At 60.1% G+C, this 12,974-nt stretch carries 8 protein-coding genes and 2 pseudogenes; 5 read left to right on the forward strand and 5 right to left on the reverse strand.

Going from position 1 to position 12,974, the window contains the following annotated elements; translation table 11 throughout:
• The first annotated feature begins 10 nt into the window (after positions 1-10).
• Positions 11-871 carry an ROK family protein gene (locus HUN39_RS04780; RefSeq protein ID WP_175093346.1) on the forward strand — a complete coding sequence of 287 codons (861 nt, stop codon included), beginning with the start codon at positions 11-13 and terminating at the stop codon, positions 869-871.
• On the opposite strand, the gene HUN39_RS04785 is transcribed toward HUN39_RS04780, so the two are convergent.
• Positions 848-2,644, reverse strand: a complete 1,797-nt coding sequence (locus HUN39_RS04785; protein ID WP_232365912.1) for an ABC transporter ATP-binding protein/permease — start codon at positions 2,642-2,644, stop codon at positions 848-850. The genes HUN39_RS04780 and HUN39_RS04785 overlap by 24 nt on opposite strands.
• Before the next feature lie 174 nt (positions 2,645-2,818).
• Between HUN39_RS04785 and HUN39_RS04790 the strand changes: the two genes are divergently transcribed.
• Together HUN39_RS04790 and HUN39_RS04795 are read left to right on the forward strand one after the other, a co-directional pair.
• Positions 2,819-4,948: a glycoside hydrolase family 3 N-terminal domain-containing protein gene (locus tag HUN39_RS04790; protein WP_175093347.1), complete on the forward strand. Its 2,130-nt coding sequence runs from the start codon at positions 2,819-2,821 to the stop codon at positions 4,946-4,948.
• Between the two features lie 18 nt (positions 4,949-4,966).
• Complete coding sequence (locus HUN39_RS04795) at positions 4,967-6,553, forward strand: alpha-amylase family glycosyl hydrolase (RefSeq protein WP_175093348.1); 1,587 nt, start codon at positions 4,967-4,969, stop codon at positions 6,551-6,553.
• Here HUN39_RS04795 and HUN39_RS04800 read toward each other — a convergent pair.
• Complete coding sequence (locus tag HUN39_RS04800) at positions 6,545-6,895, reverse strand: ribose-phosphate diphosphokinase (protein WP_232365913.1); 351 nt, start codon at positions 6,893-6,895, stop codon at positions 6,545-6,547. The two genes, HUN39_RS04795 and HUN39_RS04800, sit on opposite strands and share 9 nt — an antisense overlap.
• 462 nt (positions 6,896-7,357) lie before the next feature.
• On the opposite strand from HUN39_RS04800, the gene ftsH reads away from it, so the two are divergent.
• Together ftsH and HUN39_RS04810 are read left to right on the forward strand one after the other, a co-directional pair.
• The gene (gene ftsH / locus HUN39_RS04805; RefSeq protein ID WP_175093349.1) at positions 7,358-9,232 is read left to right on the forward strand and encodes an ATP-dependent zinc metalloprotease FtsH; all 1,875 of its coding nucleotides are present in this window, start codon (positions 7,358-7,360) and stop codon (positions 9,230-9,232) included.
• Positions 9,233-9,558: 326 nt separating this feature from the next.
• Positions 9,559-9,732: pseudogene (locus HUN39_RS04810) on the forward strand (IS630 family transposase); the annotation flags it as partial.
• 32 nt (positions 9,733-9,764) lie between these two features.
• On the opposite strand, the pseudogene HUN39_RS04815 reads toward HUN39_RS04810, so the two are convergent.
• The 3 genes and pseudogenes from HUN39_RS04815 to HUN39_RS04825 form a co-directional block, all read right to left on the reverse strand.
• Positions 9,765-11,320 (reverse strand): annotated as a pseudogene (locus tag HUN39_RS04815) (ISL3 family transposase).
• A gap of 59 nt (positions 11,321-11,379) precedes the next feature.
• Entirely contained in the window at positions 11,380-11,592 is a 213-nt protein-coding gene (locus HUN39_RS04820; RefSeq protein ID WP_175093350.1) for a hypothetical protein, read from the reverse strand.
• Positions 11,593-12,006: 414 nt separating this feature from the next.
• Positions 12,007-12,357 (reverse strand): hypothetical protein, encoded by a 351-nt coding sequence (locus HUN39_RS04825; protein WP_175093351.1) that lies wholly within the window; start codon positions 12,355-12,357, stop codon positions 12,007-12,009.
• Positions 12,358-12,974: the final 617 nt, after the last annotated feature.

Genomic DNA, 12,974 nt, shown 5'->3' on the forward strand with positions numbered 1-12,974 from the left:
GTTTAGCAAGATGCATGTCGTCATCGATATTGGCGGAACGAAGACGCGGCTCGCAGGCGCTCATGATCTTGGTGCGTTCCTAGAACCCGTCATCGTCGATACGCGGCAGAATTACCGAGAAGCGCTCGACGCTCTGTACGCGGCAGCTGTAGGGGCGTCGACGGGCGCGTCGATCGACGGCGTGGCGATCGGCGTTCCAGGGGTGCTGTCGCGCGATAAGCGCGTTCTGGTTCACGCGTCCAATCTTCCAAAATGGAATGGAGCCAAAATCGCCGACGACATCGAATCCACTGTTGGCGCGCCCACCGTGTTGGAGAATGACGCCGCCCTTGTGGGCCTCGGCGAAGCGACCGATGGCGCGGGAAAGGGCTCGGCGATCCTCGCCTATGTCACGATCTCGACGGGCGTGAACGGGGCGCGCATCGTCGATGGCCAAATCGATCGCACAACCTATGGTTTTGAGATTGGCGAGCAATATGTCGACGATTCGACGCGCACTTTCGAGGAGCTTGTCTCTGGCCGCGCGATCGCCGCGCGCTTCAACATGCCTCCGCGAGAGCTCGGCAAGGACCATCCCGTGTGGGATGAACTCGCTCGGCTCACCGCGCGGGCTCTGCACAATGCGATCGCGCATTGGTCGCCCGACCGCATCGTCATTGGCGGCTCGATGATGAACGAAGTTGGCATTCCGATCGATCGCATATGGACGCATCTGCAGGCGCTGCCGCGCAAGAATCCGGTGCTGCCTGAAATCGTACATGCGACGCTCGGCGACTTCGGCGGATTATGGGGCGGTCTTGCACGACTGCGTCTCGCGCGCGAGCAAATATCGCTCGCGCCGGCCGGCTCAATTGGCCAAGCGAGCGTTTGATGCGGCCGAACGTTCGGGCAGCCGTTGTCGCGCGTCCAGCGTCAAATGCAACACGCGGCCAAAGAACTTGTCCTGACTTTTTGGTCCGCTAACATAGATTAGCGCCGTTCCCGCCAGCTCTTGTCCGAAGACATCGAAAAGCGTTTGGCGTGCCTGGGGCGAGAGCGACTCGATCGCCTCGTCCACAACGACGAACCGCGGCTTGTGCAGCAGGACGCGTGCAAAGGCGAGTTGTTGCTGCTCGGGATCTGTCAGCTCATTCTCCCATCGCGCCACCCGATCCAGCAGAAACGCGAAATGTCCCAAATCGAAACGCGTCAGCGCCGCGACATAGGCTTCCTCAGAGAAATCGCTCGATGGCGACGGGTAGGATATAATCGCGCGCAATGAAAGATCGGGTATGTAGGCGCGCTTCGGGACAAAGAGAACGCTTTCCGCCGACGGCAGACGAATGCGTCCGCTCCCGGATGTCCACAATCCCGCCATCGCCAGAAACAACCGCGTCTTGCCGGACCTCGGCTCGCCTACGATCAGCACATGTTCGCCGGGCGCAATCTCGACACGCGCTTCGCTTAAGCTCGTTAGTCCGGCAGGCGAAAGAATGCACAGTTCGTCGAGGACAAACCGATCGTCGGACGTCTCTTCGAATGTGATGCGGCGCGCGTCCAAGCCGGCCTTGTCGATGTCGATCAAGGCTTGCCGAAAACCGCCGACGCGATGCAGCGTCGCGCGCCAATCGGCGATCGTTCCGGCATTGTCGACGAACCAGCGCAGCGATTGCTGCACCTGAGTGAAAGCCCCCACCGCCATGAGCAAGCCGCCGAAGGTGAGACTTCCCGCAAAATAGGCGGGGGCGGCGACGATGATGGGCGCAACGATGGTGAACCAGCCATAGCCGGCGGTCACCCAAGTCAGATTGGTGGTTGCGGAGACAATTCGGCGCAATACGTCGAGAAGACGATCGAGCTCCCGGTGCAGACGAGCTTCCTCCAGCTTCTCGCCGCGGGAAACCGCAATCGCTTCGCCGTGTTCATTGACATGCATCAGTGCAAAACGCATTTCGGATTCTCGCGCATAGCGCTGGGCGCCGAGCTCGACCAGCGGGCGCCCGACACGCCAGCTGGCGAAAGAAGCGACGCTTGCATAGAGGAGCGCGCACCACACCATATAGCCCGGAATGACGATCTTTCTGTCGAATAGGCCGAATGCAACGCCTTCGGAGAGTCCCCATAGCACGCCGACGAAACTTAAGAGCAGCAAAGTTGCTTGCAGAAGGCCGATTCCTAAATCCGTTGAGACCTCGGCGAGCCGCTGCGCGTCCGCATGAATGCGCTGGTCTGGATTGACGCCGATTTCGCCCAGACTCGCGATGCGGAAGCTGCGATGCGATTTCAGCCACTGAAAGAACAAATCCCGGGTCATCCCTTCGCGCAATTTCAGCTTGGCCGTCTGAGCCAGCCACGTCTGAGCGACGTTGAGAACCAGCAATGCGCCGGCGATATAGGCAAAAACCAAAAGCTGCGCGATAACGGCGGAGAGTTCCTTTCTCGATAGCGCGTCGTAAAAAGGCTTATTCCACGCGTTTAACCGAATCTGGCCATAGGCCGTCGCGCTGATGATCACAACGAGAGCGAAGCCCAGCCAATAGAGCGCGAATCTTTCGCGAGACGCGCGAAGGGCGCCGAGAATCATCTTGAGATGCGGCCATAGGGTGACGGCCGTGGTCGTTCCCAGAGCCATTGCTTCCTGCTGCGGGTTGTCTTGGTCAATCATCTTAAACGATCTCGCCCAAGCAATTTCGCGGCGCCGTCTCCGACCGTTGCGCGCCGTCGGCGGCCGGATGATCTGTTATACATGCAGTTTAGAACGGATTGTTCCGCTAAGGCGAGGCCCAGGTCCGCGCCGAGACGGGACGGTTGAAACGACGACAATTATGTGGGCGACGCCATGAGCCGGATTGAGTCCCTTCTGCGCGCCATGACGCTCGAGGAGAAGCTCGGCCAGCTCAACCTCGTCACGGCCGGGCAGGCTGCCACTGGCCCAATCGTCCCAGGCGAGACGACGCAAGACATTCGCGCCGGCCAGGTTGGCGGCGTCTTCAACCTTTGGGGGCGCGATGTCGTCGCGCGGACGCAGCGGCTTGCGGTCGAGGAGACTCGATTGGGCGTGCCGCTGATTTTTGGCCTCGACATTCTCCATGGATATCGCACGATCTTTCCGGTTCCGCTTGCGGAGACCGGCGCTTTTGATCCGCTCTTATGGGAGCGCACGGCCCGCGCTTCGGCGCTAGAGGCGGCATGCGAGGGCATTCATCTGAGCTTCGCGCCGATGCTCGACGTCTCGCGCGATCCGCGCTGGGGCCGGATTGCGGAGGGACCGGGCGAAGACCCCTTTGTCGGATCGAAATTCGCGCAGGCGAAAATTCGAGGCTTCCAGGGCGAGCGCCTGAGCGATCGAGGCGCGCTCGCAGCGACCGCCAAGCATTTCTGCGCGGGCGGCGCCGCCACAGCAGGACGCGACTATGCGGCTGTAGATGTCTCGGAGCGCATGCTACACGAAGTCTATCTGCCGCCGTTTCGCGCCGCCGTCGAAGCAGGATGTGCGGCAATCATGTCCGCCTTCAACAATGTCAACGGCGTTCCGATGACGTCGCACGACAAGCTGTTGAACGGATATTTGCGGCGTAAACTCGATTTCGACGGCGTCATCATGAGCGATTACACGGCGGTCACGGAGCTCGTCGAGCATGGCGTCGCCGCCGATCTTGTCGAAGCGGCGGCCCTTGCGCTCACTGCCGGCGTCGACATGGATATGGTGAGCGGCGCCTATTTGCGTTGCCTTCCGGAGGCGCTGGCGCGCGGCCTGATGGCCGAAGCCGACATTGACGCAGCCGTCGCGCGCGTCTTGCGGCTAAAAGAGCGGCTTGGATTATTCGACGATCCCTATCGGTTCGCGACGCCCGCTGAAGGCGTTCAGGAGGCGCATCGGCAGCTGGCGCTGGACGCCGCCCGGCGCGCGATCACGCTGCTGTCCAATCGGGGCATTTTGCCGCTTGCCGCGGATGTGCGCCGCATCGCCGTCATTGGACCCCTGGCGGATGCGCGCGCCGACATGCTTGGTCCCTGGTCTGCGGCCGGGGCCGCTGAAAATTGCGTCACGATCCTCGAAGGGCTCAAGGCCGCCTTGCCGGCTCTTGAGATCATTCATTGCACGGGCGTCTCGATTGAGGGCGACGACGAGAGCGGAATCGAACAGGCTCGCGCGCTGGCGAGGGACGTGGATGTCGTCGTGCTCTGCTTGGGAGAATCCGCTAGCATGAGCGGCGAGGCGGCCAGTCGCGCGACGCCGGGACTGCCTGGAAAACAACGCCAACTTGCGGAAAGGATAATAGCGACCGGCGCGCCGGCGGTCGCACTTCTTTCTTGCGGACGCCCATTGACCGCGCCTTGGCTTTTCGAACAGGCGCAGGTCGTGCTCGCCACATGGTTCCTTGGCGATATGGCGGGCCATGCCATCGCCGATGTGCTGACGGGCCGCTTCAACCCTTGCGCGCGGCTTGCCGTCACTTGGCCGCGCGATGTCGGGCAGGTTCCGATTTTCTATGCGTCGCGATCGACGGGGCGCCCGCCGGACGCGAACAATTTCTACAGCAGCAAATATCTCGATTGTCCTGTTGAGCCACAATTTCCTTTCGGCCACGGACTTTCCTTTGCGCGCGTGACCTTGACGAATCTTCGCATCAATCGGCTTGAGTTCACGCTCGGCGATGAAGTCGAGGCGCGCGTCGATGCGCGCAATGAGAGCGAGGTTGCGACGGAAGAGACGATCTTTCTCTTCCTTCATGACGTTACGGCGCGTGTCGCGCGCCCGCTGATGGAGTTGAAAGCCTGGGCCAAGGTCGCCTTGGAGCCCGGTAAAAGCAAGACGGTTACTTTCACGCTGACCGCAGAAAGCTTCTCCTTTCCAGGCGACGATATGGAGCCCATGTTCGAGCCCGGCGCTTTCGACATTCTGGTCGGCCTCAGCGCGGACCGGAAAAAATTGCTGACCGCACGCTTGCGCATGATGTCGACTTAACGCGCGTTGGAGGCGCACATGCCGCACTCCTGGTGGCGAACAGGAACGGTCTATCAAATCTATCCGCGCTCCTTTCAGGACTCGGACGGCGACGGCATCGGCGATCTCGAGGGCGTGCGGCGTCGGCTCAACTATCTCGTCTGGCTCGGCGTCGACGCGATCTGGCTCTCGCCCTTCTATCCTTCGCCAATGCATGACTTCGGCTATGACGTCTCCGACTATTGCGATGTCGATCCGCTCTTTGGCTCGCTTGCGCGTTTCGATGCGCTTGTCGATGAGGCGCATGCAAAAGGACTGAAAATCATTATCGATTTCGTTCCAAACCATACGTCCAATGCGCATCCCTGGTTTCTCGCGAGCAAGAGCGCGCGTAGCGATCCCAAGCGCGACTGGTATCTCTGGCGTGATCCCGCGCCGGACGGCAGGCCGCCGAACAATTGGTTCAGCCATTTCGGCGGCGGCGCATGGAGCTGGGATGAGCAAACGCAACAATATTATCTGCACTCATTCTTGCCCGAGCAGCCCGATCTCAACTGGCGCAATCCGCAAGTTCGCGCGGCAATGCATGACGTGCTGCGTTTCTGGTTGCGACGCGGCGTCGACGGATTTCGCGTCGATGTGATCTCGCATATCGTCAAGGACGCCGCCTTCCGCGACAATCCGGCCAATCCGGGTTGGACCGGAGAAGGTCCCGACATCTTTCGTCTCGCCCAGACCTATTCCTCGGACCAATCCGAAGTACATGACGTCATCGCCGAAATGCGACGGGTGGTCGATGAATTTCACGATCGCCTGCTGATCGGCGAAATCTATCTGCCGATCGAGAGGCTCGTCGCCTATTACGGAAAAGAGCTGCAAGGCGTCCATCTGCCGTTCAATTTCCAGCTTCTAGATGCGCGCTGGAACGCCGCCGAGATCGGCCGATTGATCGAGAAATATGAAGCGGCGCTGCCGCAAGGCGCCTGGCCGAACTGGGTGCTCAGCAATCACGACAGGCCGCGCATTGCGGCGCGCGTTGGCGTGGCGCAGGCGCGGATCGCCACAATGCTGCTTCTGACGCTGCGCTGCACGCCGACGCTCTATTACGGCGATGAAATCGGGATCGGGCACGTCGATATTCCGGCGGATCGCGTCCAGGACCCTTGGGCGAAGCGCGAGCCGGACCTTGGCGTCGGCCGTGATCCGTCTAGAACGCCCATGCAATGGGACGCAGGCCAATTCGCGGGATTTTCAACGCGCGAGCCTTGGCTGCCGCTGACGCCAGACCGCGAGACACGCAACGTCGCGACAATGCGCGACGACAAATCATCGATCCTCGCCTTGACGCGAAAGCTGCTCCATTACAGGCGCGAGCGCGCCCCACTCAACAAGGGCGAATGGCGTCTATTGTGTTCTAGCGACGACATTCTCGCCTATGAGCGTGTTTCTGGCGAAGAGCGCGTATTCGTGGCGCTCAATTTCTGCAGCGAACCCAGAAGTTGCGCGCTTCCCACGACCGCTGGCGCCACAATAACGATCTCGACCCATGGCGACCGCCGCGGTGAAGCCGTCGGAACGGTCCTAGGCCTTCGCGGCGACGAGGGCGTCCTCCTCTCCTCACCATGAACCGCGTTGACCTGCGGTCCGCGCGACAGCCCCGCCGCCGGCGATCAGATCGTCAATGAGGATCGCGATGCGATCCTTGACGTCCACGGCGAAAATGTCGCCGACGACGCGGACTTCGCTGCGATATTTGTCTATGAAGACCTTGGCGACCGGCCGTGCCAACATGCGCTCCAGCCGCAGACGAAGGAGTTCCACGCACTTCTCGCCGCCGAGATCAGTCGAGACGACCGCGACCAGCGCATCGCCAATCTGTCCGATGAGGCGGGGCGCGAACAGCGCCTCCGCGCCGAGGTAAACGGCCTTGCAACGAAACGCGTTCTGGAACGCGGCGATGTTGTGCACGTCAACGCCGACGACGTGACCATCGCCATCTCCTCGAATAATTGCGAGACGTAACGAATCGTCACAGGATCGCGCGGCTTTGCGTCGCCGTTTGCTGTCGATTTCGGTTTCATTTGAGACTGTGCCTTCGGATGCAGTGTCAATTGAAACAGCACTTTTCTGACGTCAGGTGAAAACGGCTCCGCATTCAAGCACGGGCTTCCAACGCTCGACATCGTCATCGGCGATTTGTTCTTTTCCGGTCCGTCGACATGATGGTCGTCGATTTGTGAAGGCTTGCCGGCCTCATCGGCCTGCGTGTACGGTGAGCCGGACCGTCGACCGTCTCGCGTCCGACCATTCTACCCTGTGCCGGACAGGCGCGGGGATTTCGAAATAGTTGCCCGGATAGAGAATTGTCGGCTCGGCCTCGCCTTCGATTAGAAGACCTGCCGAGCTGGCCACCACAATGAGGCGTCGACCATGGAAAAGACACCGGCGGGACGAGATTGGCGTTTCAATGTCGGCTATTTGCTTTTCGCGCTGATCGCCATCCTGATTCTGCATCGAATGTGGGATATCCACCAACAGACAGAGGTCATCCTCTACAGCGAGTTCGCCAACCTTCTGCGCGAGGACAAGGTCTCGGAAGTCGTGGTCGGCGATCAGGCCGTCCGCGCGACCTTGAAGGAACCGACGCCGGATGGACGAAAGCAGGTTCTTGCGGTGCGCGTCGAGCCCAATTTCGCCCAGGAGCTCGAGGCCGCCAAAGTCAAATATTCCGGCCAAATCGAACACACATGGATTTCCACGCTGCTCATATGGATGGTGCCGATCGCCATTTTCTATTTCTTCTGGAGCCTGATCACACAGCGTATGAGCCAAGGCCTCGGGTCGATCATGTCAGTCGGCCAGAGCAAGGCCAAGGTTTTCGTCGAAAAGGACATCAAAATCGGTTTCGCCGATGTCGCGGGCGTCGACGAAGCCAAGGAAGAACTGCAAGAGATCGTCGCCTTCCTGAGAGACCCGACGACGCATGGACGACTCGGCGCGCGCATCCCGAAAGGCATTCTACTCGTCGGGCCGCCCGGAACCGGCAAGACCCTTTTGGCGCGCGCGGTCGCGGGGGAGGCTGGCGTCCCATTCTTTTCGATCACCGGCTCGGAATTCGTCGAAATGTTCGTCGGCGTCGGCGCCGCCCGCGTGCGCGATCTCTTCGCTCAGGCGCGCGCCAATACGCCTTGCATCATTTTCATCGATGAACTCGACGCGTTGGGGCGCGCACGTGGCATTTCGGGTTTAAGCGGCGGGCATGACGAAAAGGAGCAGACACTCAACCAGCTTCTGAGTGAGCTCGACGGCTTCGACCCGACCATCGGCGTCGTTCTGCTCGCAGCGACCAATCGTCCGGAAGTGCTCGATCCCGCGCTGTTGCGCGCCGGCAGGTTCGATCGCCAGGTTTCGGTCGACCGGCCCGACAAGAATGGTCGCGTCGCGATTCTCAATGTGCATTTGAAGAAAATCAAACTCGCCGAGAATGTCGACCCGGCCCAGATCTCCGCATTGACGCCCGGCTTCACGGGCGCTGATCTCGCCAATCTCGTCAATGAAGCGGCGATGCTGGCCACGCGCCGCCAGGCGTCATCCGTGTCCCTTGATGATTTCACCGCCGCTGTCGAGCGCGTCGTCGCCGGTCCGGAAAAGCGCAAGCGCCTGCTCAATCCGCGCGAGCGCCAGATCGTTGCGTATCATGAGATGGGCCACGCGATCGTCGCCATGGCTCTGCCGGACACCGACCCGATCAAGAAGGTTTCGATCATTCCAAGAGGGATGGGCGCGCTCGGCTATACGATGCAAATGCCGACCGAGGACCGCTATCTGATGACCCGCACGGAATTGCTGAATCGCATGACTGTGCTGCTCGGCGGACGGGCGGCGGAGATGGCGGTCTTTCGAGAGGCGACGACAGGCGCCGCCGACGATCTCCAGCGCGCGACCGAAATGGCGCGCGCTATTGTCACGCGATACGGCATGGAGCCGGAAATCGGGCAGGCCTCCTTCGTCGCCGAGCGCCCACGCTATCTCGACTTGCCGGGGCTTGGCCCCTTTCAGTCCGAAGCCAGCGACGAGACCAACGCGAAAATCGACGCCGCCATCCGCAAGCTCGTCGATCAGGCATTCGATCGCGCGACCGCCATATTGCAGAACTGCGCGAGAGTCCACAAGGACTCGGCGCAGCGTCTGCTCGACAAGGAAACCTTCGGCGAGGACGATCTGGCTCCGATACGAGCCGCAGTTACGCAATGCGTCGCTGGTCCGTCGAAGACGACAGCGGGCGCTGGCGCGGAAACTTCGTGAGAAGAGTCGAATTTTCGCTGTTCCGCAATCGTCCGTGGAACTCTTGACGCAAGGGACGAGCCGATCGCTCTGAAATTCGGAGCTTATGGGCGTTGATTTGCATGGGCTCGTCCTTGCGCCTTCGCAAGTCGCCCATCGCCGGCGGGCGCATTGTCGGCATACGCCTCCCCACCGGTTTCGTTTACTGGATCAATTGAATCCAGACCGTACTGCACTGCTCCAACAAATGGACAGGATTGCGTTATGCGAGCCCCCGGCTAGTCATCTGGAACTGAAGTTCGTTTCATTATAATCTAACGCTTCCGATTGAAAGCGGGAGCGCGATTATGGCCAATTCGACAGGACGTCCGATTGCTCCATTGATCCTCAGCGCAGAAGAAAGAGCCTATCTCGAACGACAGGTTCGTCGTCATCGTGCGGCGCGGTCTTTGTCGGAACGCTGCCGCGTGATCCTCCGGTGCGCGGACGGCGTTCCCAGCATGTCAATCGGCGTTGAAGTTTGGCTCTGACGCAGATTTGATGCAGGCCGCGATCAGTTCGCGCCGATGAGGCGCGCTTCGAGTAGATCGATTTTTGCGCGCCCATACATTTGGCGCTTCACGAGTTTGAGCTTTGTGATCTGACCTTCGGTCTGTCCGTTCGACCAAGCGGATATGATTGCGGCGCGCACAGCAGCCCTGTCTTTTATGACGCCGTTAGCCAAGGACGCGACGAGACTCAATTTTGCGTGCTCAATCCAGGCGTCGAGCTCCGCATCATGCTTCTTTCGGATCATGGCGTGGAAAGCTGCGATGACGCTTCGCGCTTCGACGAGCAGCGGGACGCCGCTTTCTATCGCCGCAATCGTTAGGGATTCTGACTTGGAGAGCGTGTCGCGACCTGTCGTCATCAGCCGCGCAATGGTTCTGGGGGAAGGGACGCGGCGCAAGCTTGAAGTATCAGCTTTCTCGGCCCGACGCCGCCGTCCAGCCCATTCGGAAACAACCCGCAAACATCCCCGGAATCCCTGGCTCTTCAGACGCCGCCAAAGCTCGGAACCGCTGTGAAGGCCTGCGGTCCATTGCGCGTCGAGCCAGGGCAGATACGGCTCCAAAGAACTTTCGCGCGTTCGGAATACGTCTGAACGCTGGCCGCGCAGAATCCTGCGCACGAGTCCCCGGCTATGCCCGGTCTCCCGTACGATCTGTTTGATCGAGGCTCCATTCTTGGCGCGCACAAGGATGGCGGCGTCCGCATCCTCCCGCCGCAGATATCCCTCGTATTGAATACGCTCAGCGGCGGTAAGCAGATCCGGATCGACGATCGCCGCGCCGATTGCGGAGCGGATTTGACGCATCGATTTGCGCACGGCGTCGAGGAAGGCATGGCTGGCGTTCGCCATCAGATGCCAGCGATCAGCGACCTGCGTCGCCTGCGGTAACGCCTTGGTGGCGGCCAGCGAATAGGAGCCGCCACGGTCACGCGCGACAATGGCGATCTGTGGCTGAGCGGCCAGCCACGCCTGCGCGGTCGCGGGCTCCCTGTCGGGCAGAAGACGGATAGGCCGTCGTCGTTCGAGATCGCAAATGATCGTTCCGTAACGCTGATTGCGCTTCCACGCCCAGTCATCGATCCCGACTACAGTAGGCTTGGGGAATGGTGGACAGCCTCGCCGGCGAACGGCCCTCAACAAGTGTCGTTGCTTACCGGCAGCATTAACCGACGAGCGAAGTTGGCGGCAGGACGGCCGCCGAGGGCAAGTCCCAGATGATGGACAAGGCAGTCCAGTCGCGCTGTCCGGCGAGCCGACGGCGCCAGAACATCGGCGCTGAAGCGCTCCGTGAAAATTGCGCGACGACAGGAAGTAGAGTCGCATCGGAACCGGCGCGCGATGACAATGAGCCGAACCTGACGACCCGCCAATGGCAGATCGGCCAAGCGCCGGAGATAGTGGCTGTGGACGCGCTCAGCGATCGTCGCGCAACCCGGGCATTGACTTGATTTGCTCGTGTGGCGAACCGTGATGACCGTGATCGCGCCATCTTGGACGGCATTTTCAACGTGGAAACCGGGTGGCACAAAGGCCGCGGGGTGCAGACTACGAGGCATGGCGTTGATTCCTTCATGAAACCAACACGAGCCGGCGCCCGAACTTCATCAAAAGTGAGTCAGAGCCAAAATTGCACGCCGAAACACAGCCAAGCGATGATTGTCTCGCCATCATCCGTCGCAAGGCGCAATTCTTCGATGCCGCTCATGCCGGCGTCGGCGGGATGGATCAGCCGCCGATCGGGGAAATATGTGAAGCGGCGTTGAAACACGGCCGCGCCAACGACCACGAAGGCATAGATCGCCACGAGAAGAGCTAGCTGCAATTTCAAGCGACATTCCCCTTATGACCCATTGGCGCGACTAAGCTTCTGGTCGAATGGCGGCGTGCTCAATCGGCTCGCCCTCTTTGACGCTGTCGACCGCACCGATCAGCCTCTTGAGCGCCGACTCATAGGCCTGCGGCGCGTCAAAAATAGCCGGCGCGCCGAACGCATCGAGATCGCGTGAGCCTCAACACGCGTTCTCGTTCCACTTATGTCTGCGACGATGTACATATTGTTGATCGAGCTCTATCAAGCGGTTCAGCCGCAGCTGGCGTTACGAAAGTAACCCGAGCGCTGAGACGACCATCGCTTGAAAAATCGCAATACTGCAAGTCGCGATCTTGGCGTTTGTGGCCGCCTTGGCGACCGCGACTGCTTCTTCCGTGAAGAGGGTCGGCGATACTAAGAAGCGTGACAACATTACGTCTTCAGCAAAATCGCATGCCATGAACAGCATGGCGCCAGCACTAAAAGCCAATCTGCGTAGGGCGGCCATTTCAAGGTGTGAGCCGCGATCACGGATCCAAGCCCGAGAAAACCGCCGAGGCAGATCAGGAACATCACATCAAATGGAAACAGCACAGGAAAAATGTAACCGCGCGCTCTTGTGGGATTGTGCGCGACCCCAGTCAATGAGGCTTGTGGCGTCGTATCGTGGGTTGATTTCAAGAAAGCGACCAGAAACATCCGACCCATATCGGTCTGCGAGAACGCCGACCGAAAAGTTGAGTGCGGCCGCAAGGCGCCCAAAAATATGGCGGCGTCGATCATTTCCCCTCCACTCAGACGACTTTGATGAGGCAGATAGTAATGAGGGCCAGACCGTGCTCGCAAAAAAAAACGTCGAAACTCGCGAACAGTCCTTCTTCGTAGGACGTGACAACCCGTCACACCCAGTGGCGATGATCAACTGATCGTCGATTGGACTTGACTTAGCCCGGGTTTCTCACAGAGCTTCGGCTTATAGGGTTCAAGAACGTCATCGTCATGGCTTCCTTCTGCCGCTCGACCAAGGAGGCCGAGCGTGCGCTCGGAAGCGCAGAGAGGACAAATGATTAACTCCGTCATCGCATGTGCGGTCCTGATGAAGCTGTCTATGACGACGAAGCTCGAAATGGCCCGTGTCTTCCCAGAAGTGGCCAACTACTGCATGACACATCCATCTGGGAAGGTTCGCGTCTTCTACCGGTTCGAGGGTTCGGGAAGATCATCACGGTCCGGCGGCCGCCGTTGAGCCACAAGAAGCTTCGAGCGACGGCAAAACCGCGCCAGAGATTTGGAACACGGTCATTGCGGCTTGCCCCCGTCGAACGCCCAAACGCGGTTTTGCGACCGTCCGTTTGAATTTGCACCATAGCCCTCAAACTTGCTGAAACCATTTTTCTTAG

Origin of the sequence: Methylocystis silviterrae (assembly GCF_013350005.1) — a bacterium.
Lineage (GTDB): Bacteria > Pseudomonadota > Alphaproteobacteria > Rhizobiales > Beijerinckiaceae > Methylocystis > Methylocystis silviterrae.